Genomic DNA, 24,448 nt, shown 5'->3' on the forward strand with positions numbered 1-24,448 from the left:
GGGCGGACGCCGGTCAGTGGTGGCTGAGCGGCGTCCGTCAGGTCTCGGGGCCGCGCTGGAGGTCTTCCACGGCGAACGCGTCCGGCCGGCGGTCCTCGACCTGCGCGAGCAGCGGCGTCGGGTCGTGCGGGGCGACGAGCGCCATCGGCCGGCCGGCCTGCACGGCGTCCAGGGCGCCGACGACGACGGCGGCGTGACGCCGGGCGTGGGCCACCTCGCCCACGTCCGGTTCGGGCCCCGCCTCCTCGTCGGCGCCGCCGCCGCGGTCACAGGCTGCGCCGCAGCCGCCCCGGGTGTCCAGGTGCCTCACGGGGCCTCCTCCTTGGCGCCGACACGGTTCCCGGCGTGCTGACCGGCGTCGTGACGGTGGTCCTGGCCGGCGCCGTGGCCGGCGCCGTGGCCGGCGTCATGGCCGGCGCCGTGGTCGTCCTCGTGACCGGCGCCCCGGTGGCCGTTGACGCCGTGTCCGGCGGCGTGGGGGCCGTCGAGGGTGCCGAGCCGGTCGTCGGCCTCGGCGAGCAGGGCGGCCAGCGAGACGTCGGGGGCCATGGCGAGCAGGGACAGCAGCAGGCCGTTCTCCTTGGCGGCGTGCTCCTCGTACAGCACCTGCAGGGCGCGCGCGTCGGCCGCCGCGGCCGGGCCGGACGCGGAGCGCAGCGCGTCGGTGAGGGCGGTGAGGCAGCGGTGTTCCGCGACCAGGGCCTCGATCAGCAGACGGGCGGCCGGAAGGCGGTACGCCGCCGGGTAGAGGACCGTTTCCTCGGCGGCGGCGTGCGGCAGGAGATCGCGGTCGCAGAAGGTCACGAGACCGGCTCTCAGGGACTCGGCGGCGAGCGGGTCGCGGTCCGCGGCGGTGAGCAGCAGGGCGACACGTCCCGCCAGTTCGGCCGCCAGCCGGGCGTGGTGGGCCTCGGCGGCGGCGAGGGCGGTGGCGTCCTCCGCGGCCGAGGCGAGGGTCAGAGCGCTCAAGGTCGTGGCTCCAGCGGTTCCGGGCCGGTGCTGGACCGGCAGGTGCGGGGCGCCGGCCGCCGCCCGGCCGGACGCCGACCGGGCGGGGAGCACACCGTGCCCGCTGCGACCGCCGGTACGGGAGAGGGCGGCCGGTCCGCGGGGTGCGGCTGTCCGTGTCGCTCCCCGCCGGTCAGAAGTCAGCATCGCCGGGCCGCGGAGGGCGGCGCCTGGGCCGTACGGGCCCGACCGCCCCGCTCGGGGGCCCTGGATCACGGCTCCGCGCAGGGCCCGACGGCCGCCCGAGCCGGGACGTACGGCCCAGGCGCCGACGCCCGCCACCCGTCTAGCGTCCGGCCCCATGGATCACGGCCGCTTTCCGGACGCCCGGGCCGGCCGCGCCCGGTCCGGGCCGGTCCGCGTCCCGCGGACGGGGCGGCCGTACGCGCCCGGCAGACGCCGGAGAAAGACGCCACATGCTGCTCGAAGACCTCCGGACCGCCTGCCGCAAGGACCCGGCACTGCACGGCGCGCACGTCGTCGAGGCCCTGCTCTACCCGGGGTTGTGGGCGATCTGGGCGCACCGGGTCGCACACCGCCTGCACCGGGCCGGTGTGCCGCTGCTGCCCCGCCTGATCTCCCAGGTCTCGCGAGGGCTCACCGGTGTCGAGATCCATCCCGGTGCCGTCATCGGGCGGCGCTGCTTCATCGACCACGGCATGGGGGTCGTGATCGGCGAGACGGCGGTCGTCGGCGACGACGTGATGCTGTACCACCGGGTCACCCTGGGTGGCACCGGCTGGTGGGCGGACACTCCGGGCGCCCGGCGCCACCCGGTCGTCGGCGACCGGGTGGTGCTCGGTGTCGGCGCCAGCGTGCTCGGGCCGGTGCGTGTCGGGCACGACACCGTCGTCGGCGCGCACGCGCTCGTGCTGCGTGACGTCCCCGCCCACTCCCGTGTCCGCGTCGCACCGCCGGACGTGGTCACCCGCTCCCGCGGCGCCGCCGCGGTCCCCGTCCAGGAACAGAAGGAAGTACGACCGTGAGTGCTCCCCAGCCATCGATCCACCCCTCGGTCACGGCGCTGATCGGCCGCACGCCCCTGGTGGCCCTGCGCCGGTACGGCGGGGACCTGCCGGTGCGGCTGGTCGCCAAGCTGGAGTCCGCCAACCCCGGCGGCAGCGTCAAGGACCGGATCGCCCTCGGCATGATCGAGGACGCCGAGGCCACGGGAGCACTGCGTCCCGGGCAACGGATCATCGAGGCGACCAGTGGCAACACCGGTGTCGGGCTGGCGATGGTGGCGGCGGCCAAGGGGTACGACGTCACCTTCACGATGCCGGAGAGCATGAGCGTGGAGCGGCGGGCGCTGCTGGCCGCGTACGGGGCGGAGCTGATCCTGACGCCGGCCGCCGAGGGCATGACGGGGTCGGTGGCGCGCGCCACCGACCTGGCGGAGCGTCACGGCTGGTTCATGCCGCGGCAGTTCGACAACCCGGCCAACCCGGACGCCCACCGCCGGACCACCGCGCAGGAGATCTGGCAGGACACCGCCGGGGAGGTCGACGTCCTGGTGGCCGGGGTCGGCACGGGCGGGACGGTGACCGGCGTCGGGCAGGTGCTGAAGGAGAAGAAGCCCGAGGTCACGGTGGTGGCGGTGGAACCGGCCGAGTCGGCGGTGCTGTCCGGCGGTTCAGCGGGCCCGCATCGCGTCCAGGGCCTGGGGGCCGGCTTCGTCCCGGCCGTCCTGGACGTGTCCGCCTACGACGCGGTCCACCGGACGTCGCTGTCCCAGGCGCAGGCCGAGGCGCGTCGGCTGGCGCGCACCGAGGGCATCCTCGTCGGGGTGTCGGGCGGTGCCGCACTGCACGCCGCCCGCACGGTCGCGGCGTACCCGCGGCATGAGGGCGCGCTGGTCGTGGTGGTGCTGCCGGACACCGGGGAGCGCTACCTCAGCACGGACCTGTTCGCGTGAGCGGCGCCGACCGCGGGGGACTCGTGGAGATCGCGGGAAGCGTGCCGTCAGCCGGGCGGGCCGCGCCGGACGGCACGGGGCCGGGCCGGCGCATGGGTGTGCTGCTGACGGTGACCGGCGTCATCGGTCTGCTGGCCTCGTTCCGGCTCGCCGTCGACGACTGGCATGTGCTCAAGGACCCGGCGTACCAGCCGTCCTGTGACATCTCCCCGGTGGTGGGCTGCGGCAGCGCCATGGCCAGCCCACAGGGCAACCTGCTGGGCTTTCCCAATATGCTGCTGGGTATCGCGGCCTTCGCCGTGGTCGTCGCCCTCGGGGTGGCCCTGCTCACCGGGTCACGGCTGCACCGGGCGGTGTGGCTGGGGCTGAACGGCGGTGCGCTGGCCGGGGTGGTGTTCACGCACTGGCTGATCCAGCAGTCGCTGTTCGAGCTGGGCCGGCTGTGCCCGTACTGCGCCGTCGTCTGGACCGTCACGATCGCCCTGTTCTGGTACGTCACGCTGCGCAACCTCAAGCACGGGGTCCTCCCCGTCCCGCCGCGCGGCCGGGCCGCGCTGTCGCTGGTGCTGGAGTCGCACGCGCTGTTGCTGGCCGCCTGGTACGGCCTGATCGTCATCTGCGTCCTCACCCGCTTCTGGAGCTACTGGAGCGGGCTGCTGTGACCGGCCGTCGGCGTGCGCGGGCGCGACCGCCGCCGCGGCGGTCTGCTTGAGACGGCATCGAGGGGTTACCCGGGGCGCATGACCAGGCTACTCAGACTCGGACACCGGCACGACGAGGACGAACGCGCCCGGGAACGTCCCGCGGACGAGCCCGCAGCCGAGCGTGCCGCTGCCACGGACGAGGGCGCTCCGCCTTCCGCGGACGCCGAGGAACGCACCGGCCACGGGGACGCCGACGATCGGTACGGCCCGGGCGAGGACGTCGAGGAGGCCGCGCCGGACACGCCGACCAGGCTGCCCAAGGGGGCCTGGGGCAAGGCGGTCAAGGGCTCGCTGCGGGAGTTCAAGGACGACGAGCTGACCGACCGCGCGGCGGCGCTCACGTACTACAGCGTGCTCTCGCTGTTCCCGGCGCTGCTGGTGCTGGTCTCCCTGCTCGGCATGACCGGCAGGTCCACGACGGACAAGGTGCTGGACAACCTGAAGGAACTCACGCCCGGCGCGGCGCAGGACATCCTGACGCGGGCCGTGCAGCAGTTGCAGGGCAACGCCGGTGTCGGTTCCGTGATGGCGATCGTCGGCCTGGTGCTGGCCGTGTGGTCGGCGTCCGGCTATGTGGCGGCCTTCATCCGTTCCGCCAACGCGGTGTACGACATGCCCGAGGGACGGCCGGTGTGGAAGGTCCTGCCCGTCCGCGTCGCGGTGACCGTCGTACTGATGGTCCTGGCGGTCCTCAGCGCACTGATCGTGGTCTTCACCGGCGGCATCGCCCGTCAGGCCGGCACGGCGCTCGGCATCGGCGACACCGCGCTCACCGTCTGGTCGATCGCCAAGTGGCCGGTGCTCGTGCTGCTGGTCACCGTCATGATCGCGATCTTGTACTGGGCTACGCCGAACACCAAGGTCAAGGGCTTCCGGTGGATCACACCGGGCAGTCTGCTCGCGCTGCTGATCTGGATGGTGGCCTCCGCCGGGTTCGCCTTCTACGTCGCGAACTTCGGCTCGTACAACAAGACGTACGGCACGATGGCCGGTGTCATCGTCTTCCTGGTGTGGCTGTGGATCAGCAACCTGGCCATCCTGCTGGGCCTGGAGTTCGACGCGGAGATCGCCCGTCAGCGGGCCGTCGCCGGGGGCTACCCGCCCGACGCGGAGCCGTACACCGAGCCCCGGGACACCACGAAGTGGGACGACGAGGACCGGCGGCGCATGGACCGCACCGACGGGGCCTGGCCGACCGCGCCCGCCTAGGGTGGGTGCATGACACAGGTGGAGGTCGTGCAGCTGCTGGTCTCGCCGTCGCACCGGTTCGCGGGGCGTCCCGCCGACGGCCCGGCGGCGGGACCGGACGACGAGCGGGTGGACCGGGTGGAAGTGCGCGAGGGGCTGGGGTTGGTCGGGGACCGCTACTTCGGACGGCCGGCACACGCGGACGCGTCCGTGACCCTGATGGCGGCGGAGCGTCTTCCGGCGGATCTCGCGCCGGGCGTCGACCTGCGGCACACCCGCCGCAACGTGCTGCTGCGGGGCGTCGACATCGACGCGTACGTGGGGCGCACCGTGTCACTGGACTGCGGCGGCGGTCCGGTGCTGCTGTCCGTGAACCGCCCGGCCCGGCCGTGCGCGTGGATGGACGCCACCATCGGGCCAGGAGCGCAGCGTGCGCTGCGGGGCGGAGGCGGGGTGCGGTGCAGGCCGTTGTCGGGCGGTGTGCTCCGCGTCGGCACGGCCCTCTTCGAGGTCGTCGGCACGTCGGCGCGGGGTGCGGGCGGCTGAGGACCGCGGTGCGGGGCGGTCAGGGGCGCCTCGGACGCCCGCCGTCGGGGGCGTCGGTGCCGTCGGCGGTGGCGTCGGTGTGGAGGCGGTAGACGTGGAAGGCCCGGCCGATGACCGGCTGGGCAACGTTGCGGACCCGCACCCCGCCGCTCGTCATGCCGTGTTCGGTCCCCCGGTGGGCGTGCCCGTGCACGGCGAGGTCGGCGCCGGCGGTGTCGATCGCCTCCGCGAGCAGGTAGCTGCCGAGGAACGGATAGATCTCCAGGGGTTCCCCGGCCAACGTGTCGGCGACCGGCGAGAAGTGGGTGAGCGCGATCCGCGCGTCGCAGTCCCGCTCCCGCAGTTCCTCCAGGGCCTCGCGCAGTCCGTCGGCGCGGCGGCGCGAGTAGGCCACGAACTCCTTCATGACGGGCTCGCCGAACTCGCCCGCGCAGCGTCCGACGAAGCCGCCGCCGAAACCCTTGGTGCCGGCCACACCGACCCGGGTGCCGTCGGCGCACGTCACCACGGTGGCCTGGCCCTCCAGCACCTGGGCGCCCGCTTCGCCGAGCAGGGCGGTGACCTCGTCGGGGTGACCACCGTGGTGGTCGTGATTGCCGAGCACCGCGACGACGGGTACCGGCAGGTCCTTGATCTCGCGGGCCACGACCTCGGCCTCCGGCACGCTGCCGTGCCGGGTCAGGTCACCGGCCAGCAGCAACAGGTCGGCGCACTCGCCGAGGGTGTCGAAGGAGGGGCGGAGCAGCCCCTGGCTGTCCGGGCCCATGTGGATGTCACCGACGGCCGCGACTCGGATCACGACAGTTCCTCCGCGTGGTCGGGGGCGCCGGCGTCCGCCACGCAGACGTCGCTGTGGACGTCGATGCCCGCCAGTTCCTCACGGGCGAGGTTCAGCACGGCGTCACGGCACTCGGTCGTGGGCACCGTGCCCGACAGCAGGACCACGTCGCCGTGCACGTCGACGTGGACGCCGAGTTCGCCGAGCGGGCCGCCGGCCAGCCGCTCACCGAGACGGGCGACACGGTAGTCGAGGCCGCGCGGCGGCGGCTGGGTCCCCGGGTACCGAGGGTGGTGGCCGGTCATGACGGCTCCTGCGGCGGGGCGACGATGTCCAGCCGCTCCAGCAGGAAGAGGAAAGCGGCCGGCATGGGCTCCCGCCCGCAGCGCCGCCGTACGTCCGCCCAGTCGACCTTCTCCCGCAGCGCCCGGGCGACGGGCAGCGCGGCGCCGAAGTCGCAGTGGTGCTCGGAGAACGCGGCCAGCAGGCTCCACACCAGGTCGGTCGGGGCGAGAACGGGCATGTGCACCGAATCGACGGGCAGGTCGTGCGCGCGGTCCAGCAGCTCCGGGGTGACGGGATGGTGGGCCAGCTCGAAGATGAAGTCGATCTCCTGGCCGAAGCAGGTCGCCTTCAGCAGCCAGTCCTCCGGCGGCACCCGCACGTCGAGGCCCGCCTCCCGCAGGGTGGCGGTGACAGCGTCGGCGTCCTCGCGCAGGACACAGAAGTCGGCGTCGTGACGGAGGCTGGAGTTGCCGCCGTGCGCGTACACGGCGACGCTGCCGGCCACGGCGAACCGGTGGCCGTTGCGCTTGAGCAGGCTGCCGACCTGCTTCGCGGCCTCCAGGATGGCCTGGGTGCGGTCTCCCGCCGGGGCGTCGGGGGCGGGCGCCGGGAGCTGCGGCCCGCCAGGGGGTGCCAGCGGGTCGGGGGTCTTTGTCGCCAGGCGAAGGTCCGGCGTGGTACTGCCACGGGGCAGCGACGTCCCCTCACCGCTGTGCGCCATGAGCCCTCCGCTCTCCGTGGCGGCCCCGTCGGCCGCCATCCGGCCCGGGTACCCCGGTGGCGCCGCCGCCACACCGTGCGCCGGACCGGGCACCCTTGTGGCGTACCACCGGGAGGGGATTCAATGCGGCTCACCTCCCACAGGAGAACACCCGTCCCACACCTGCCGAAGGGGTTCTTCTTGACTGCCGTACGCGCCCGAGCCGCCACCGCGGCCACCGCCGTCACCGCTGCCGTCTGCGCCGCCGTGCTCGCCACCGCGCTGCCCGCCTCCGCGATCAACTCCTACAACGCCACACCCGCCCCCGAACGCACCGAGGTCGGCGCTCTCGTGGCGACCTGGGATCACGACGACGACCCGGCGACGCCGGACCGGGTCGACTGGGTCTGCTCCGGCACCATGGTCGACACCGACACCTTCCTGACCGCGGCGCACTGCACCACGGACTGGCCGGACGGCGTCCGGTTCTACGTCTCCCTCGACCAGGACGTGCAGGCGGGGCTGGACGCGGCGGCTCTGGATCACCCGGGGGACCCGGCCGCGCAGGCGGCGGCCGTAGCCGTCGAGGGCACGGCCCACAGCCATCCCGCGTACCCGGGCCCGGCAGCGGACCCGCACGACATCTCGGTGATCGAGCTGCCGGAGCGGAAGGTGGCGGCCCGCTGGTCCTTCACCCCGGCCGCGCTGCCGGCCGCGGACGAGCTGGGAGCCCTGGGGTCGCGGGGGCTGCGCTCCACGGACTGGACCGTCGCCGGGTACGGCACCCGGGAGGCGGTGAGGGGCCCCGGCGGCCAGACCCACCCGGGCGGCGGGGTGCGGATGAAGGCGCCGGTGACGTTCGACGCGCTGAACGACGCCTGGGTGCGGCTGGCGATGACCGCGCCGCAGGGCAACGGCGGTGCCTGCTACGGGGATTCGGGCGGCCCCAACTACACGGTGATCGGCGGGCGGCGGCTGCTGGCGGCGACGACCGTCACCGGTGACACGCCGTGCTACGCCACCAACGTCGCCTACCGACTGGACACGCCGGGCGCCCGGGCGTTCCTGGCACCGTTCGTGCGGCTGCCGTAGGCGAGCGGGACCGCGCCCGCCCCGCCGACGGCCCCGAGGGGGCGTCGGCGGGGCGGGCGTGGTGACCGGCGGTCAGTCGCTGTGGACGCTCACCTCGTGGAGCGAGTAGCCCCAGTCGGTGCCGCGGGCCAGGCCCTGGACTCGGATGTAGCGGGCCGTGGTGCCGGGGAAGCGGGCGGTGTCGAGGCCGCCGTCGCCGGTGGTGGTGGACCAGACGGTGCGCCAGGTGGTGCCGTCGGTGGACACGTCGATGCGGTACGACCTGCCGTACGCCCGTTCCCAGTCGAGGGTGACGCTGCCGACGCGGTGGGTGGCGCCGAGGTCGACGCGCAGCCACTGGTCGTCGCTCCAGCCGCTGGCCCACCGGGTGCCCCGGTCGCCGTCGACGGCCCGCCCGGGGGCGTAGCTGGTGAACGGGTTCCACTCCGCCGAGCTGGCGGTCGCCGCAGCGCCCCGGGCGAGGTTCGCGGCGGCCTGGTGGTGCTCCGTGCCGCCCCAGGTGTCGAGGTAGGACTCGGCGCCGCGCAGCAGGTCGTCCACCACGCCCTGCCCGCCGACGAGCCGGATGTCCTCGATCCAGTCGGGGATCAGGCCGGCGTGGGCGGCACCGTCGGTGTTGATGTCCCAGGTGCGCTGCCCGGTGGTGAGCCGGTCGACGACGGAGCCGCCGTCGGCACTGCGGAAGGGGTAGGTCACCGGGTTCGTGGTGTCGGCGCCGCGCGGGGCGGGATGGTCGCCGATGCCGTTGAAGTCGGTCCCGTAGCCGTAGCCCACGCCGTACTTGTCGCGCAGTGCCTCGGTGCGCCTCGCCTCCGCGGCGAAGCCCTCGGAGCCGTGCATGTACTGGGCGACGAAGCCGCCGAGGCGGTAGATCCGCTCGGTCCAGTCGAGGTCCATCCAACTGTGCGAGGAGATGACGCCCGGGTAGGACTCGGCCTCCAGGATGTCGAGGACCCGGCCGGTGGCCTTGACGCTCATGTGGTCGATCTCGACCATCATCTTGCGTTTCATCATGCCGCGCAGGGCGTACTCGCCGAGTCCGGTGAGGCCGCGCACGTTGCACCGGGCGCCGTCGTCGTACGCGGGCACCTCGACGCCGGCGGGCAGGGCCTGTTCGGCCTGGGTGGCCGCGGTCAGGCCGATCGGGTTGTCCTTCTGCGGGCCGGTGCACTTCTCGGTCTGCCAGAAGGTGCCGGTGGACAGGAACTGCCCGACGTTGATGGCCGTTCCGAGGCCGCCCGAGTCGAAGCGCACCCCGCACAGGGCGTTGTCGAACTTGTGGCACAGGAACATGCTGCGCACGCCCAGGGCGTAGAGCTCGTCCAGTCCCTTGTCGATGTCGGCCCTGCTGCACTGGGCGATGTCCAGGATCTGCTTGCAGCCGAACGGTTCGGAGGTCTCCACGCCGAGGACGACCGCCAGTTTGCCCTGCTCGATGACCTGGCGTGCCTGGGCGCTGTCGGTGACGATGCGGAACCAGCCCTTGCCGGGGCCGCCGTACATCGTGTCGATGAAGTCCTGCATGTCGTAGGTCAGCTTCGCCTGCAGGCGGATGGAGGTCATCTCGTCGCAGCCGCGGTCCTTGAAGAAGTAGACCGAGCAGATCATGCCGTTGGTGACGAGGTCGTTGACGAGGACCCGCTGGCCGCCGCGCCAGGCGCGCTCGATCCAGGCGTAGTAGTCGGCCTGGTGGGTCATCGAGTCGTACGCGGGCCAGTCCTTGAAGGTGGGCCAGCCGGTCGGGTCGTGGCGGCCGTCGCCGCCGTGGGTGATGTAGTCGAAGACGGCGAGGGTGCCGTCGGGGTAGTGCTCGGGGCAGTCCTTGAGGGCGTCGGCGACTCCGGCGGTGGAGAACGGCCTGCCGCAGATGAGGCGGCCGCCGAAGGCCTCGTTGGACATCAGGTGGTTGTGGGCGTCGACGAAGCCGCGGACGTCTCCGGTGGCGTCGGTGCCGGTGAACGGCTCCCCCGTGACGTCGATCCCGCTGTCGGGAGCGGGCCGGGCGGTGGGGGTCCACCAGTCGGTTCCGGCCGCGGAGCTCGGCGCGGGGCCGAGCACCATGGCCAGGACGAGCAGGAGCAGCGACGTGATGGTGACGTGTCTGCGTCGGCGGTACGGGCGTCCGGCCTGGTTCACTGCCCACGTCCCTCGGTAGGCGGGATGGCGCGGTCGACGGCGGGTCCTGCGGGAACCCGTGCGATTGTCATGACCTGCGCAAGATGACGCGACGAGGATCCCGGCCCCGGCATGCGCCGTCAAGAGCGGTGTACCGACGAGTAGCCGCCCGATGGCCCCGATTGCCGCATCACCGCAACCGGCGTGGCCGAAAACGTGTCTACGTCCGCGTGGGCCAGACGGCAGGGAGTCGGCGATGAGCGGATGGACGGTACCGGGGTACGCCGAGTCGGCGGAGCTGGGTTCCGGGGCGAGCGGGCGGGTGGTGCTCGCCGTGCACGAGGAGACCGGTGTGCCGGTCGCCGTGAAGTATCTGGGCGACGAGCTGCGCACCCGCCCGGACTTCCTGCACGGCTTCCGCGCCGAGGCCGAGCTGCTCGGCGGACTCACCAGCCCGTACGTGGCCGGCTTCTACGAGTACGTGGAGGCGGACCGGGGCGCCGCCATCGTGATGGAACTGGTGGACGGGCTCTCGCTGCGGATGCTGCTGACCGGGCAGGGACCCCTGACCCCGGAGGCCGCGCTGACCGTGCTCAAGGGCTCGCTGCTCGGTCTGGCCGACGCGCACCGGGTCGGCGTGGTGCACCGCGACTACAAGCCGGAGAACGTGCTGGTCACCCCGGAGGGCCTGTCCAAGCTGGTCGACTTCGGCATCGCGGTGGACGCCGGGATCAGCGCGGGCGTGGCGGGCACCCCGTCCTACATGGCGCCGGAGCAGTGGTCCGGCGCGCCGGCCTCGCCCGCCGGGGACGTGTACGCCGCCACCGCCACGTTCTACGAGTGCCTCACCGGCCGCAAGCCGTACAGCGGGGAGAACCTGGCCGAGCTGGCGCTGCAGCACGTGGAGCGGCCGGTACCGGTGGCGGACCTGCCCGAGGCGGTACGGCCGCTGGTCGTGCGCGGGATGGCCAAGTCGGCGGCCGAACGCCCGCAGGACGCCGCCGCGTTCGTGGCGGACCTGGAGTCGATCGCCGTGGCCCGCTACGGCGCCGGCTGGGAGAAGCGAGGCCGGCGCCGGCTGGCCGCGCTGGTGGCCCTGCTGCTGGTGCCGCAGCCGCTCGGCGACGGCACACCGCCCGGTCCGCCCGCCGACCACGCCCGCACCGTGCTCACCCGCGCCTCCGGCCGGGACGGCTGGCGCGCCTGGCTGCCCACGGGCCCGGGACTGACCGTGGCGGCCGTGGCCGTGCTCCTGGCGGTCCTGCTGGCGCAGGGCATGAACGGGGGCGGCGGGGCGAACCCCGGAGAAGCGGCGCAGGCCCAGGACCTGGCCACCACCCGGGCCACGCCCGGGTCGGCGGAGCCGTCGCCGGACACGAGCGGGACGGCCGCCCCGGCGTCGCCGACCGCCACGCCCTCCGCGGGTCCCACCTCCACGTCGGCCTCCGCCACGGCCACGCCGACGGACACCTCCGACGCCACCACCCCCGAGGCCACCCCGACCACCTCCTCCTCGTCGACGCCCACGGCCACCGCCACGAGCACGGCGACCGACGGCACGAGCACGTCCCCGGCCCCGTCACCGCCGTCCTCACCGCCCTCCGTGAAGGACGTCACGGTGTCCGGCTTCCGGCAGACCGGGACCGACACCGCCACCGCGACGATCACCTTCGTCACGGACGGCACCGGTCCGGTCGCCCTCACCGTGGGCTGGTTCTCGGGGAACACGGAGGGTCGGCCGGGAGCCGCGGACGGCGCGGCGACGACGTACCGGCGCAGCGGCGCCGAGCAGTACACGATCACCGTCGAGCACACCTTCACGACGCTCGGCTGCTACTGGACCGTGCGGGCCACGACCAGCCCCGCCGCGGCCGGTGGCGGTGCCTCGCAGCAGCTGCTGACCCGAAGGTGCGTGCTGACATGAACGCACCTCACGACCGCCGGCCTGCGTCCGCGGGGGAGGACGACGACCAGTACAGCGCCACCGTGCTGGGCAGCCAGTGGATCCAGCGGCCGGGACCGGACGAGCCGGGTGCCACCCTGGTGGACACCACCCCCCTGTCACCGGCCGCGCCGACCGTCCTGCGCTTCGGCCCCGGCGTCACCGCCGCGCTCACCCACGGCCTCCCCGCCGGCGTCGCGGCGCCGCGACCACCGGAGCGCCCCCGCCGCGGACCGCGCCGGCACGCCCTGCCGGCCCTGGTACTGATCGCCGCGGTCCTGTTCGTACTGTGGCGGCAGGGCCCCGTGGCGCCGCTGTCCGTGCGCGAGGTCACCGTCACGGCCGAACGCGGGACCGTCGGGTGCGGTGAGACCGCCGTCGTCGCCGCGGTGGTGCACACCAACGGCCGGAGCGGCACCCTCACCTACCGATGGGTGCGCAACGACGGCACGTCGTCGGGCGTCCTGCGCACGGACGTCGAGAACGGTCAGCGCTCCACGCGCCTGCGGCTGCTGTGGTCCTTCGAGGGCGAGGGACGCTACTCGGCCGTGGCGCGACTGCGGATCCTCTCCCCCGGCAGCGGCACGGCGGACGTCCCCTTCTTCTACGACTGTCCGCTCAGCCCGGACCCAGCCCGCCCTTGAGCCGCTCCAGGTCCGAGGCGCGCACCTGGATCACCACGAGGGCGATCAGGGCGGCCAGCGCCGCCAGGATCGCCGCGGTGACGAAGGCGCTGGACACACCGGCCGCGAGGATCTCGTCGGACCACGGCTCGGGGAGGTCACCGGTGCGTTCGAAGCGCAGCCGCTGGGCGGGGCTCGCGTGGGCGAGGAAGTCCGGGATCTGCTGTTCGGCCTCGGTGTCGCTGGCCGTGCCGAAGACGGTGACCAGGATCGACAGGCCGAGCGAACCCCCGACCTGCTGGGTGGCGTTGAGCAGGCCCGAGGCGGCTCCGGACTCCTGGACGGCCACGTTCGACAGCGCCATCAGCGTCAGGGACACGAACTCCATGCCCATCCCGAAGCTGAACACCAGCATCGGGCCGAGGATGCTGCCGGCGTAGGTGGAGTCCACGTCCGTCAGAGTGAGCCAGGCCAGACCGGTGGCGGCCAGCGCCGCCCCGACCACCATGAACGGTTTGGGACCGTACTCCGGCAGGAACCGCGAGGTCAGCGCTGCGGCCACGGCGATCACTGCGCTCACGGGGAGGAACGCGAAGCCGGCCTGCAACGGGCTGAAGTCGAGGACTCCCTGCACGAACAGCGTCAGGAAGAAGAACATGCCGAACATCGCGGCGGCCAGGCACAGCATGATCGCGTAGGTGCCCGCGCGGTTGCGGTCGGCGAACATGTGCAGGGGTGTGATGGGCTGCCGCGAGCGCCGCTCGATCAGGACGAACGCGGCCAGCACGATGATCGCGCCGGCGAACGCGGCGAGCGTCAGCGGATCGCCCCAGCCGTCCTGCGCGGCCCGGATGAAGCCGTAGACCAGCAACACCATGCCGGCCGTGGAGGTGAGCGCGCCGGTCACGTCGAAGCGGCCCGGATGGCGTTCGGACTCGCGGATGAAGCGCGGGGCGGCCAAGGCGATGAGCAGGCCGATCGGGACGTTGACGAAGAGCACCCAGCGCCAGTTGAGCCACTCCACCAGCACACCGCCGGCGAGCAGACCGATCGCGCCACCGCCCGCCGAGACCCCCGCGAACACCCCGAACGCGCGATTGCGCTCCGGGCCCTCCCGGAACGTCGTACTGACCAGCGAGAGCGCGGTCGGGGAGGCGATGGCGCCGCCCACGCCCTGCAGAGCACGGGCGGCGAGGAGCTGCCCGGCGTTCTGGGCCAGGCCGCCCAGCAGGGAGGCGAGCACGAACAGCAGCACACCGGCGATGAAGACGCGCCGCCGGCCCAGGATGTCGCCGGCCCGGCCGCCGAGGAGCAGCAGGCCGCCGAAGGTGAGGGTGTAGGCGTTGACCACCCACGACAGGCTGGTGGTGGAGAAGTCCAGGGAGCGCTGGATGTGCGGCAGCGCGATGTTCACGATCGTGATGTCGAGGACCACCATCAGCTGGCAGGAGGCGATGACCAGCAGGGCCATCACGCTGCCGCCGTCCCGGCCCGTCTGCGGGGCGGAGGTGGCGGTCGCGGAGGTGGGTCGCTGGCTGCTGCTCATGGCGGATCCCACTCCCGGGGCGGGCCCCGGGACGGGTCGGGGTCGGCTGCGTGCGCCGCCGGTCCACCGTTCGACGGTACGTCCGGTCCGGGGACCCCACCACTCGGAGCTGCACAGGGGGTCAGCGCGGGGGCGGCTCGCCGGGGCGGGGGCCGGTGTCCGTCGGCGTTCGCGACTGCGGAGGCCGGACGGCCGGCGGGGGGTCGCCCGCCGTGAGGTGTTCCAGGACCTCGACGAGTTCCTGGCAGGCGTTCTCGACCGAGCGTCTGGTGTTGCGCTGCTCGGTGATGACCGCCGACAGCAGCAGCGCGGTGAGAGCCATCGCGCCGTTGAACGCCTGGAGTTTGATCATCACCTCGATGCGGGTCAGGCCGTCGAACGGACCGGTGCGGTCGGTCGCAGCGATCGTCGCCATCACCGAGGCGAACAGGGCGCACAGCATGGTGCCGGTCAGCTGGAAGCGCAGCGCCGCCCAGATCAACAGCGGATAGACCAGGAACAGCACGCTGACGTCGTAGTGGGTGCCCACCGGCACGAGAACCGCGGTACTGACGGCCAGGGCCAGCGCCTCCGGCCAGCGCCAGTGGGACGGGTGCGGGGGCCAGCGGGCGCGGGTGAGCAGGAGCAGCAGCGGGGTGACGATCAGGACACCCATGGCGTCGCCGACCCACCAGGCCAGCCAGACCGGCCAGAACGAGTGCGCGGCGATCTTGCCGGTCAGGACGAGCAGTCCGGCGCCGGTGATCGAACTGATCAGCATCGCGGTGAACGCGCCGAGGAAGACCAGGGCGAGGCCGTCCTGCAGTCGGCTGAGGTCGGTGCGGAAGCCGGCACGGCGCAGCAGCAGGTAGGCGCAGACCGGGGCGGCGGTGTTGCCGAACAGAGTGCCGATGACGGCCGGGGTGAGGTCCGTGGTGATCGACAGGATGACCAGCAGCACGCCGAGGGCGATACCGGCCCAGCAGCGCAGTCCGAGGAGCAGCAGAGCGGCGACCGCGACGCCCGTGGGCGGCCAGATCGGGGTGAACACGGCTCCCTCGACCACCAGCTGCCGCGTGAGCCCCAGCCGGCCGGCCGCGTAGTAGCAGCCGGCCACGGCCAGTGTGTCGAGGACCAGGACGGCCGGTCGATGCAGATCCCGGGAAGCCACCACACCTGCCATCACACACCGCCCGCGGCCCGGCGGCGAGGCGAGGGACCCGGAGTCCCGCCCTATGGCTGAACGGGTGCGGCCCGGTCGGCGCTGCAGCGGGCCGGGCGGGCGGTTCGGGTCGGACGGGAGGAGGGCGGGGCGGGCGGTTCGGGTCGGGCGGGGGCGGGGAAGGGGAAGGGACGGCCGACGGCAGGGGGCGGGCCATAGGTCGCTAGTGGCCCTCACGGCCATCATGGCCGATGACCAGGACCGCCGCGTCGTCCTCGTGTCCCACGCGCTCGGCGCCCTTGATGACGGCGGCGGCCAGCGAGGAGGCTTCCAGACCGGCCACGGCGGCGATGCCGGCGAGGCGCACCACCTGGTCGAGGCCCTCCTCCAGGGGCATCGACGGGCCCTCGACGACACCGTCCGTGAGGAGGACGAAGACACCGCCGGTGGTGAGCCGGTAGCGGGTCACCGGGTACTCCATGCCCGCCTGCACACCGAGCGGCGGGCCGCCCGCGTCGTCGGCGACGCCGGACTTGCCGTCGGCGGTGGCCCAGACGCAGGGTATGTGGCCCGCCCGCGCGCTCTCCAGCAGCCCGGTGGCCGGGTCGAGCCGCATGAAGGTGCAGGTGGCGAAGAGGTCGCTGCCCAGTGACAGCAGCAGGTCGTTGGTGAGGGCGAGAAGCTCCCCGGGCTCGCTCGTGACGGAGGCCAGCGCGCGCAGACCGACCCTGACCTGCCCCATGAACGCGGCCGCCTCGATGTTGTGCCCCTGGACGTCCCCGATGGACAGCCCGATGCCACCGTCGGGCAGCTCGAACGCGTCGTACCAGTCGCCTCCGACGTTGAGCCCGTGGAAGGCGGGCGCGTAGCGCACGGCCAGGTGCAGGCGCGGAGCCGTCGGCAGATCTCTGGGCAGCATGCCGCGCTGCAGCGCGATGGCGAGTTCGACCTGGGTGCGCTGCTGCTCCGCGCGCTCACGTGCCTGGGCGGTCAGCGAGCCGAGCCTGGTCAGCAGCTCGTCACCGTCGTCCATGGGGCGCTTGCGGGGCATCGGTCAACTCCGGCGAGGGCGGTCGCCCCATTATGGGCATATCACTCGATATTACGTAGACCTGATCATAGCGAGACGCCGACCACCTCCCCCTGCTTGGCCAAAACGATGATGTGGTTACATATGAGCGCCCTCTAGCTCGAAAGATGGATCCGTGACTGTCAACGACGACTCGTTCACCAACTGGAAGAACCGCGAGGAAACCGCGGAGTCGATGATCCCGATCATCGGGAAGCTGCACCGCGAGCGGGACGTGACGATCCTGCTGCACAGCCGCTCCCTGGTGAACAAGTCGGTGGTCAGCATCCTCAAGACCCATCGCTTCGCCCGCCAGATCGCCGGCCAGGAGCTGTCGGTCACGGAGACGATGCCCTTCCTCCAGGCGCTCACCACGCTCGACCTCGGGCCGTCCCAGATCGACCTCGGCATGCTCGCCGCGACCTACAAGAGCGACGACCAGGGCCTGTCGGTCGCGGAGTTCACCGCGCGAGCCGTGGCGGGCGCGACGGGCGCGAACAAGATCGAGCGCGCTGGTGGCCGCGACGTCGTCCTGTACGGCTTCGGCCGCATCGGCCGCCTGGTGGCGCGGCTGCTGATCGAGAAGGCCGGTTCCGGCAACGGCCTGCGGCTGCGGGCGATCGTCGTGCGCGGCGGCGGCGAGCAGGACATCGTCAAGCGGGCCTCGCTGCTGCGCCGGGACTCCATCCACGGCCAGTTCCAGGGCACCATCACCGTCGACGAGGCGAACAGCACGATCGTCGCCAACGGCAACGCGATCCGGGTGATCTACGCGAACGACCCGTCCGAGGTCGACTACACCGCGTACGGCATCAGGGATGCCATCCTCATCGACAACACCGGCAAGTGGCGGGACCGCGAGGGCCTGTCCAAGCACCTGCGCCCGGGCGTCGACAAGGTGGTGCTGACCGCGCCCGGCAAGGGCGACGTCCCCAACATCGTGCACGGCGTCAACCACGACACCGTCAAGCCGGACGAGCGGGTGCTGTCCTGCGCGTCCTGCACCACCAACGCGATCGTTCCGCCGCTGAAGGCGATGGACGACGAGTACGGTGTGCTGCGCGGGCACGTGGAGACCGTCCACTCGTTCACCAACGACCAGAACCTGCTGGACAACTACCACAAGTCCGAGCGCCGCGGCCGGTCCGCGCCGCTGAACATGGTCATCACCGAGACCGGGGCGGCCTCCGCCGTCGCCAAGGCGCTGCCCGATCTCAAGGCGAAGATCTCCGGAAGCTCCATCCGCGTCCCGGTGCCGGACGTGTCGATCGCCATTCTGAACCTGCAGCTCGCCCGCGAGGCGACCCGCGAGGAGGTCCTCGACTACCTCCGCGAGGTGTCGCTCACCTCTCCGCTGCGCCGTCAGATCGACTTCATCAGTGCCCCCGACGCGGTCTCCAGCGACTTCATCGGCTCGCGCCACGCCTCGATCGTCGACGCCGGCGCGCTGAAGGTGGACGGCGACAACGCGATCCTCTACCTCTGGTACGACAACGAGTTCGGCTACTCCTGCCAGGTCATCCGGGTCGTCCAGCACGTCTCCGGCGTGGAGTACCCGACCTTCCCGGCCCCGGCGGTCTGACCCCGGGCCACCGACCCGGAACGGTCCCCGGTGGGCTCACCCCACCGGGGACCGTTCGCGCAGCCATCCTTCCACCGCGGCGAAGTCCGCCTCGGTCAGACCGGCCGTCGCGTCGACGCGGTGCAGCAGCGCCGGCCCCCGATGGTGAGCGGCGACCCACTCCCGGTCGCGGTCGGTGACCTCGTCGTCGATCCAGACGAACGGCCGCCCCCGCGCCGCATCGACCACCGTTCGCGTCTTCCAGTGCGCCCCGCCCGCCTCAGCCGCCTCCGGCTCCTCGGGCAGGGCCACCACGGGGAGGTCCGGCAGCCCGAGCAGCGGGCCGATCACCTCGTTGGCGTCCGCCATCCACGCCGTTGCCCACACCAGTTCGCAGGGCAGGGCGAGCAGGCGTGGGCCGTGGGCGGGGTCCAGGCGCGCCAGCAGCGGGTTCGACGTGGGCTGCCGGAGGTGCCGCTCCGCGCGGGACACCGGGCCCGGGGACCCGCCGAACGGCAGAAGCGTTCCGTCCACGTCGAGGAAGAGCAGGGGGTCACCTGTCATGGTCGTACGCTACCGGGTTCGTCAGCCCGTCGACGGATGCTTCTCGGCGGTCGGCTCGGCGGCCGCCCGGGCGCGACGTCGCTCCCGGCGTTCCGTCACGAAGCCGCCGGCCACCAGCGAGGCGGCGCCGCCGACCAGGCAGCCGGCGGAGAGGCGGTTGAACCAGGTGTAACTGCCGTCGCTGGGATAGGTACTGCCGTCGTCGAGGACGCAGTCGAAGGCCAGGGGGAGATACGACGGACGGGAGCCCACGAGATGCTTCCTGGTTTCGGAAGGTACGTCGCGGCACTCCTGGGACGGTGAGGAGTCGGCGCCGGACTTGCTCTCGTGGTCGACCAGCGAGACGGCGCCGACCCCCACGAGGTACAGGCACACCCCGGCGGCCACCCCCAGACCGGCCACCCAACGCAGCAGGTCCACCGCCCAGTCGGGGCGTCGGCCGGGCAGGGCCGCGGAGGCCAGTTTCACCACCAGTGCGACGGCGATGACGACGAGCCCGAGCAGGGCCGGCAGGGCGAGCAGGAACGCCACGGGATGGACACCTTCCGTCGGGCGGGCGATCAACCGATCTTGGCGACTGCGACGGCCACCGGCTGTGACGGGGACCACAGCCGGTGTCACAGCCCCGTCACGGCACCACCCCGGGTCCGCTTGTCGGTGGCCCGGCCTAGGGTGCCTGTCATGACCGACTGGATGCCGGCCTGCGGACCGGGCGACGAAGTGAACGTGGTGTTCGCTCGGGGGCTCTCCCCCGACGCGCTCACCGAGGGCCTACGCAACCTGCGGCGCGAGGTGCTGGACGAGGGTGCCGCCGACGGATGGGCCTGGGCCACGCACCGCATGCATGACTGGGAGTCGGAGGACTACGAGGACGCCGACTACCCGCGGCTGTGCGCGGACGGCACGGAGCTGGTCGTCTTCGCGATGGAGCCGTGCTCCGCCAAGGCGTTCCCCCCCACCTTCTCCTACTACCGGGACGGGCGTCTCGTCCTCCACTTCGGTTTCGAGGACCTCGGGCAGCGGCTGGGTGACAATCCCGACCACCTCTCCCCCGAGTTGCTGGCGGCGGGGCTCATCGGCCCCGCCTCCGCGTGCGACTGGAAGGCGGAGGGCCACGACTGCTCGGACCACGCCGATGACGACGAGCGCCGGCTGGTACGCACCCTCGCCACCCACTTCAGGCTGCCCGCCCCGCCGCTGTCCCCGGAGGTGACGGCCCGATGAGCCTGCCCGCCGACGTGCACGCCACCTTCGTCCGCGGCATGGACCTGCCCACACTGTCCGCCGTTCTCGGCGAAGTGGGCCTCACCCCGCTGGACTCCGGCGTCTCGGAGGACTGGGCGTGGGTGACCCATAGCGCGGAATCCGCGCCCGAACGCCCGTCGCCGTGGGAGCTGGCGGGACATCTCACCGGGTTCCGCTACCAGGACCGGGTGCCCGACCCCGAGGCCGTGGAGTCCGTGTTCCTGGCCGGCACGCCCGCCTGCGCCTGTCCCCACGGTCAGCACTACCTCGTACCACACTGCCCCGACCACCCCTTCCAGTTCACCTACAGTCAGGGCGGTTTCCAGGAGTGCTACTTCAACGTGGGCGCGGGACGGGAGACCCGGCGCGGCGGCAGCAAGGCCGATCTGCTGGTGGGCGAGCTGCTGGAGGCGCGGATCGTCGGCCGTGACACGCCCTACGCCACGGATCCCGGCTTCAACGCGGACGGCACGCTGACCTGGCGCATCATCGTCGACCACTTCGCCCTGCCCGCACCGCCACTGACCCTCTGAGCCGTCTGAGACCCTCTGAGGCCGTCTGAGCCGCCCGCCGGGGCCGCCTCGTGCCGCAGCGCGCGACAGGGGGCGGCGGCTCGAGCGCACCGCTTCTTGTGGGAGCGCTCCCATACATGGGATCATGGTGCGTCATGACCCCAGTGCCCTTCGTCCGCCCGTACCGGCCGTCCGACCGCGCCGCCGTCGGGGACATCTGTGTGAGAACGGCGCACAACGGCGGGGACGCCTCCGCGCTCCATCCCGACCCGGAACTCATGCCGACGATCTTCGCCTATCCCTATGTGGACCGGGAGCCGGAGCTGGCCCGGGTGCTGGACGACGGCAGCGGACGGGCGGTGGGCTACATCCTCGGCACGGCGGACACGCACGGTTTCGTGAAGTGGTTCCGGGACCGGTGGCTGCCCCGGGTCGCGGACCGCTACCCGCTGACCGAATATCCGCTGTCCGATGGTCCGGCGCGGACGCCCACCGAGGAGATGACCGGGCTGCTGCACGACCCGGAGCGCATGGTACGGCCGGAGCTCACCGGCTTCCCCGCCCATCTGCACATCGATCTGCTGCCGAGCCGACAGGGCCAGGGACAGGGCCGCGCGTTGATGTGGGCCTTCCTCGACGCGCTCCGGGCCGCCGGGGTGCCGGCGGTCCATCTGTGCATGGCCCGGGCCAACACGGGAGCGCGGGCGTTCTACGAGCGGGTCGGATTCAGGGAGCTGGACGTGCCGGATCCCGGGCCTGTGTGGTACCTGGGACGCTCGACGACGCGCTGAACCGCACGGCGGTCCGGCCCGCGACGAGCCGACCGTCACCCCGCCCCGCCCCCGCCGCCCCGCTCCGGGGGCGGGGCGGGGTGGCGGGGCGGCGGGGTTCTCCGCTCGGTGTGGGCGTTCCCGGTCTGTGGCGGCTTTCCCGGTCGGCCGGGTTCCTCAGGCGAGGGGGTTCCCGGTCCGCGGGATTCCCGGCCAGGCGGAGCCCCCCGTCAGGCGGACTTCGCCGTCGGGCAGGCCTCCCGGCCGGGCGGAGTCCCCCGTCAGGCGGGCTTCCCGGTCGGCGGGGCTTCCCGGGTCCCGGTCAGGAAGGGGCGAGTAGTTCCTCCAGGGCGAGCGCCGTCGCCGGGTGGGCGGCCAGCAGCGGGGTGCCGCCGTCGGCGGCGGCCGGGGCGGGCTGCCAGGGGTCGTCGCAGCCCAGCAGGGCGGCCAGGGCGTCGCAGGTGCCCGGGTGGTCCGCGAGAAGGGTGACGCCTCCCGGGGCGGCCGTCGCCCGCGGCGTCGTGTCCGGCTGGGCCGGGCGGTCCCAGGGCGGGGTCCAGGCGTCGAGCGCCGGGAGCCTGCCCGGGAAGACGCGCCCCGCCTCGCGGATGAGCAGCGGCGCGAGGTCGCCGCCGTCGGCTCGCAGCGTGGTGATCAGCGTGGGCAGCCAGGGCAGCAGCACCGTGTCCGGCAGCCGGGCGAACGCGTTCGACACGGCTTCGACGACGAAGTCGGCCAGCGCCGGGACCGGCTCCAGGGCGTGCAGGAACCCGCTCAGGTAGCGCGGGTAGGCCGGCACCACCAGGGGGTTGGCGAGCAGTTCGGCGCACCGGCCGCGCAGCTCGGCCCGGGGCAGCGTGCCGAGGTGGGTGCGGGCCGCCCACAACAGCGCGGTCTTCGACGGGTCCTCGGGGTGCGACTGGGCGACGGCCAGTTCCAGCTGCGTGCGGTCGCAGCCCAGGGACAGGGCCAGGCTCTCCATGCCGAACAGGAAACCCAGCATGGCGGCGACCTGCCGGACGGTGGCGTCCTCGTCGTTGAACGCGGTCGGCAGCAGGGTGCAGTAGTGCGCGTACCCGGTTCTGACGAAGGACTCGATCCACGGCGGCAACGCCGGTTCGCCGGTGCGGTAGTGGGCCAGCAGGCGGCGTACCCGGTGGAGGACCTCGGGTGCGCCGTCGACGGTGCGCTCGCGGGCGAGGACGTCGAGGGCGTGGCCGCCCAGTTCGTCGGCGAGGCGACGACTGCGCAGGTAGCGGGTGGCGTCCTCCACCGCCTCCAGGACGGTGGCCGTGGTGGCCTGCGGGTCGTAGGCGGTGCGCCGCAGGCGCTGTTCCAGAACCTGTTCGAGGGTGACGCCCTCGTAGCCGAGCTCGATCAGCGCGCGCTGGTGGGTTCCCAGGGCGAGGTCCCAGGATTCCTGGATGGAGCGTTCGCCGAGCCGCCGTTCGCCCATGATCGGCCGGGCGGCGCCGTGCGGCAGGAGACGGTGCAGCATCCACAGCACGTCGGAGCAGGCCGCCAGCTCCGGCCGGGAGGCGATGTCCAGCAGGGCCCGCCGGACGCCTCGCTGTTGCAGGGGCAGCTCCAGCGGGGCGAGACGGTCGTGCACGTCACGGGCGAGGGGCGGCAGCGCCTCGTAACCGACCTGTCCGACGCGGTCGCCGCCCATCATGATCTCGACCAGTCGCCTCACGTCCCGGCGGCCGGGCACGGCGTCCTTCTCGATGCAGGTGACGGCCGCGTCCAGGAAGTCGTACGGCGTCGGCTTGGCCCGGTCGCGCATGCCGGCGAGCAGGATGGACGTCTCGAACACGGCGATGGCGTCGGCGGTGGAGGCGAGGTAGCCGTTGCGCCGGGCGGCGCGGACGATGTCCACGGACCAGCCGAGGAGTTCCGCCTCGTCGAGCCGGTCGAGGACGGGAGGGCGCTGGAGGAATCCGGACAGCCGGTCGGCCGGTTCGCCCGCCGGGCCGGGGGTGGCCGGGAGCGGTGGGGTCTTCTTCCTCGGTTTCCTGGTGTCCGCCTGGCCCATCAGGCGGAAGGGGCGCACACCGCTGCGCCGGACGTTCTTCGCCCATTGGGTGGCGGCGATGGAGACCGAGCCGCCGGCCAGACCGAACTGCGCCTCGATGGCGCTGTGGCTGGAGGGGATGAGCCCGTGGCGCCACTTGGTGCCGGTCGGCGGGCTGATGGTGAAGGTGTCGCTGCCGCCCACCCCGAACTCCGCGACGCGGCTGGCGGCGTGGAAGGCGCCGCAGACGTAGAGGCAGTCCGCCGGGTCGGTACCGGTCGCGGTGAGGTGTTCGCGTATGCGGGTCCACATGTAGCGTTCACGGTCCTCGTCGACGCGCAGCCGGTGCGGGTCGCCGGGGGCCAGCCGCCGGAAGAGGCTGCCGATCAGCAGCATGACCTGGCGGTAGGTGTCGTGGTCGCCGTCGCCGAGCGGCACCTCGACGTACTGGTGCCACCACTCGGACCAGTGCCGTACCCGGCCGTGGCGCAGGAGGTGTTCCTCCAACTCGGCGAAGCGCGGGCGCAGGTCGCCGATCTCCACTCCGACCGCGTCGCCGTGCAGGGTGGCCTCCTGCTCGGCGGCCGGGGTGTCGGGGTCGGCGGGCCGCTCCTCGCGGGTGTCCCACTGGAAGACGTGGTCGGAGGAACGGTCGACGAGGACCAGTTCGACGCCGGGGGCGTCGAGGGCGTAGGCGATGGCCTGGTACTCGGCAGAGGCCTCCGTGACGGGGGCGACGACCGAGAGCGGGGACCAGTCGGCGGGGAAGCCCTCGACCTCGCTGGCGAACGCCTGGAGGGCCACCGGGAGCCGGCAGTTGCGGAGCTCGGTCAGGAGCGGGGCCATGTCCTCGCACAGCTCCAGGTAGACGACCTTGGGCTGCTTCTCGCGCAGCCGGCGGGCCATGGCGAGGGCCGAGGCCGGCGAGTGGTGGCAGACCGGGAAGATCTCCAGAGGTTCGGCAACCGCGCGGTCGACGTCGTCGACGATGCCGCGCAGGATGCCCTCGAGCGCATCCGGCCCGTCGGCGAACTCGTTCGCCGCCTGATGGAGTTGGCCACGCAGGGCGGCGAAGGGGCCGGGGCCGTCGGCCGGGGTGGTGGGGTCGGGGTGGGGCATGGGGGCCTCGT

General features: G+C 73.0%; 24 protein-coding genes. 12 read left to right on the forward strand and 12 right to left on the reverse strand.

Features of this window, described 5'->3' with window-relative positions; translation table 11 throughout:
- Window positions 1-37: 37 nt before the first annotated feature.
- Entirely contained in the window at window positions 38-310 is a 273-nt protein-coding gene (locus ACSLTV_RS15185) for a DUF2249 domain-containing protein (RefSeq protein ID WP_435612306.1), read from the reverse strand.
- Entirely contained in the window at window positions 307-969 is a 663-nt protein-coding gene (locus ACSLTV_RS15190) for a hemerythrin domain-containing protein (RefSeq protein WP_432136517.1), read from the reverse strand. The genes ACSLTV_RS15185 and ACSLTV_RS15190 overlap by 4 nt, the downstream gene beginning before the upstream one ends.
- Before the next feature lie 455 nt (window positions 970-1,424).
- Here ACSLTV_RS15190 and epsC point away from each other — a divergent pair, with 455 nt between their 5' ends.
- From epsC to ACSLTV_RS15215, 5 genes are all read left to right on the forward strand, one after another.
- Window positions 1,425-1,994 carry a serine O-acetyltransferase EpsC gene (gene epsC / locus ACSLTV_RS15195; protein ID WP_432136516.1) on the forward strand — a complete coding sequence of 190 codons (570 nt, stop codon included), beginning with the start codon at window positions 1,425-1,427 and terminating at the stop codon, window positions 1,992-1,994.
- Window positions 1,991-2,923, forward strand: a complete 933-nt coding sequence (gene cysK, locus ACSLTV_RS15200; protein WP_432136515.1) for a cysteine synthase A — start codon at window positions 1,991-1,993, stop codon at window positions 2,921-2,923. Before epsC ends, cysK begins: the two co-directional genes overlap by 4 nt.
- Window positions 2,920-3,585, forward strand: coding sequence for a vitamin K epoxide reductase family protein (locus ACSLTV_RS15205; RefSeq protein ID WP_432136514.1), 666 nt, complete (start codon window positions 2,920-2,922; stop codon window positions 3,583-3,585). Before cysK ends, ACSLTV_RS15205 begins: the two co-directional genes overlap by 4 nt.
- A 78-nt stretch (window positions 3,586-3,663) precedes the next feature.
- Entirely contained in the window at window positions 3,664-4,836 is a 1,173-nt protein-coding gene (locus ACSLTV_RS15210; protein WP_435612307.1) for a YihY/virulence factor BrkB family protein, read from the forward strand.
- 9 nt (window positions 4,837-4,845) lie between these two features.
- On the forward strand, window positions 4,846-5,361 hold the full coding sequence (locus ACSLTV_RS15215) for a molybdenum cofactor biosysynthesis protein (RefSeq protein WP_432136512.1): 516 nt from the start codon (window positions 4,846-4,848) through the stop codon (window positions 5,359-5,361).
- Between the two features lie 19 nt (window positions 5,362-5,380).
- Here the strand turns inward: ACSLTV_RS15215 and ACSLTV_RS15220 are convergent, their stop codons facing one another.
- The 3 genes from ACSLTV_RS15220 to ACSLTV_RS15230 are packed head-to-tail and all read right to left on the reverse strand — an operon-like array spanning window position 5,381 to window position 7,145.
- On the reverse strand, window positions 5,381-6,160 hold the full coding sequence (locus tag ACSLTV_RS15220; protein WP_432136511.1) for a metallophosphoesterase family protein: 780 nt from the start codon (window positions 6,158-6,160) through the stop codon (window positions 5,381-5,383).
- Window positions 6,157-6,444: a BON domain-containing protein gene (locus tag ACSLTV_RS15225; protein ID WP_432136510.1), complete on the reverse strand. Its 288-nt coding sequence runs from the start codon at window positions 6,442-6,444 to the stop codon at window positions 6,157-6,159. Before ACSLTV_RS15225 ends, ACSLTV_RS15220 begins: the two co-directional genes overlap by 4 nt.
- Entirely contained in the window at window positions 6,441-7,145 is a 705-nt protein-coding gene (locus ACSLTV_RS15230) for a nucleotidyltransferase family protein (RefSeq protein WP_432136509.1), read from the reverse strand. Before ACSLTV_RS15230 ends, ACSLTV_RS15225 begins: the two co-directional genes overlap by 4 nt.
- Window positions 7,146-7,325: 180 nt before the next feature.
- Between ACSLTV_RS15230 and ACSLTV_RS15235 the strand changes: the two genes are divergently transcribed.
- Window positions 7,326-8,216 carry a trypsin-like serine protease gene (locus tag ACSLTV_RS15235; RefSeq protein WP_432136508.1) on the forward strand — a complete coding sequence of 297 codons (891 nt, stop codon included), beginning with the start codon at window positions 7,326-7,328 and terminating at the stop codon, window positions 8,214-8,216.
- Between the two features lie 72 nt (window positions 8,217-8,288).
- Here ACSLTV_RS15235 and ACSLTV_RS15240 read toward each other — a convergent pair whose 3' ends face one another.
- Window positions 8,289-10,352, reverse strand: coding sequence for a galactose-binding domain-containing protein (locus ACSLTV_RS15240; RefSeq protein ID WP_432136507.1), 2,064 nt, complete (start codon window positions 10,350-10,352; stop codon window positions 8,289-8,291).
- Window positions 10,353-10,587: 235 nt separating this feature from the next.
- Here ACSLTV_RS15240 and ACSLTV_RS15245 point away from each other — a divergent pair, with 235 nt between their 5' ends.
- Both ACSLTV_RS15245 and ACSLTV_RS15250 read left to right on the forward strand, forming a co-directional pair.
- Window positions 10,588-12,255: a serine/threonine-protein kinase gene (locus ACSLTV_RS15245; protein WP_435612308.1), complete on the forward strand. Its 1,668-nt coding sequence runs from the start codon at window positions 10,588-10,590 to the stop codon at window positions 12,253-12,255.
- Window positions 12,252-12,917 (forward strand): hypothetical protein, encoded by a 666-nt coding sequence (locus ACSLTV_RS15250; RefSeq protein ID WP_435612309.1) that lies wholly within the window; start codon window positions 12,252-12,254, stop codon window positions 12,915-12,917. Before ACSLTV_RS15245 ends, ACSLTV_RS15250 begins: the two co-directional genes overlap by 4 nt.
- Here ACSLTV_RS15250 and ACSLTV_RS15255 read toward each other — a convergent pair.
- The 3 genes from ACSLTV_RS15255 to ACSLTV_RS15265 form a co-directional block, all read right to left on the reverse strand.
- The gene (locus ACSLTV_RS15255) at window positions 12,892-14,367 is read right to left on the reverse strand and encodes an MFS transporter (protein WP_432136539.1); all 1,476 of its coding nucleotides are present in this window, start codon (window positions 14,365-14,367) and stop codon (window positions 12,892-12,894) included. The genes ACSLTV_RS15250 and ACSLTV_RS15255 overlap by 26 nt on opposite strands.
- Before the next feature lie 196 nt (window positions 14,368-14,563).
- Entirely contained in the window at window positions 14,564-15,604 is a 1,041-nt protein-coding gene (locus ACSLTV_RS15260; protein WP_432136504.1) for an MASE1 domain-containing protein, read from the reverse strand.
- Window positions 15,605-15,806: 202 nt separating this feature from the next.
- Complete coding sequence (locus ACSLTV_RS15265; protein ID WP_432136503.1) at window positions 15,807-16,634, reverse strand: PP2C family protein-serine/threonine phosphatase; 828 nt, start codon at window positions 16,632-16,634, stop codon at window positions 15,807-15,809.
- A gap of 154 nt (window positions 16,635-16,788) precedes the next feature.
- Between ACSLTV_RS15265 and ACSLTV_RS15270 the strand changes: the two genes are divergently transcribed.
- Window positions 16,789-18,234, forward strand: coding sequence for a glyceraldehyde-3-phosphate dehydrogenase (locus ACSLTV_RS15270; RefSeq protein ID WP_432136502.1), 1,446 nt, complete (start codon window positions 16,789-16,791; stop codon window positions 18,232-18,234).
- Window positions 18,235-18,270: 36 nt separating this feature from the next.
- Here ACSLTV_RS15270 and ACSLTV_RS15275 read toward each other — a convergent pair whose 3' ends face one another.
- Window positions 18,271-18,777, reverse strand: coding sequence for an HAD domain-containing protein (locus ACSLTV_RS15275; RefSeq protein ID WP_432136501.1), 507 nt, complete (start codon window positions 18,775-18,777; stop codon window positions 18,271-18,273).
- A 21-nt stretch (window positions 18,778-18,798) separates the two neighbouring features.
- Complete coding sequence (locus ACSLTV_RS15280) at window positions 18,799-19,308, reverse strand: hypothetical protein (protein WP_432136500.1); 510 nt, start codon at window positions 19,306-19,308, stop codon at window positions 18,799-18,801.
- 150 nt (window positions 19,309-19,458) lie between these two features.
- On the opposite strand from ACSLTV_RS15280, the gene ACSLTV_RS15285 reads away from it, so the two are divergent.
- The 3 genes from ACSLTV_RS15285 to ACSLTV_RS15295 all read left to right on the forward strand — a co-directional run bounded on the left by ACSLTV_RS15285 (window position 19,459) and on the right by ACSLTV_RS15295 (window position 21,325).
- Window positions 19,459-20,001, forward strand: coding sequence for a hypothetical protein (locus ACSLTV_RS15285; protein ID WP_432136499.1), 543 nt, complete (start codon window positions 19,459-19,461; stop codon window positions 19,999-20,001).
- On the forward strand, window positions 19,998-20,555 hold the full coding sequence (locus ACSLTV_RS15290) for a hypothetical protein (RefSeq protein WP_432136498.1): 558 nt from the start codon (window positions 19,998-20,000) through the stop codon (window positions 20,553-20,555). Before ACSLTV_RS15285 ends, ACSLTV_RS15290 begins: the two co-directional genes overlap by 4 nt.
- Window positions 20,556-20,689: 134 nt before the next feature.
- A complete protein-coding gene (locus tag ACSLTV_RS15295; RefSeq protein ID WP_435612310.1) occupies window positions 20,690-21,325 on the forward strand; it encodes a GNAT family N-acetyltransferase in 636 nt (211 codons plus the stop codon).
- 301 nt (window positions 21,326-21,626) lie between these two features.
- On the opposite strand, the gene ACSLTV_RS15300 is transcribed toward ACSLTV_RS15295, so the two are convergent.
- A complete protein-coding gene (locus ACSLTV_RS15300; protein WP_435612311.1) occupies window positions 21,627-24,437 on the reverse strand; it encodes a hypothetical protein in 2,811 nt (936 codons plus the stop codon).
- Window positions 24,438-24,448: the final 11 nt, after the last annotated feature.

Origin of the sequence: Streptomyces sp. bgisy159 (assembly GCF_965341775.1) — a bacterium.
Lineage (GTDB): Bacteria > Actinomycetota > Actinomycetes > Streptomycetales > Streptomycetaceae > Streptomyces.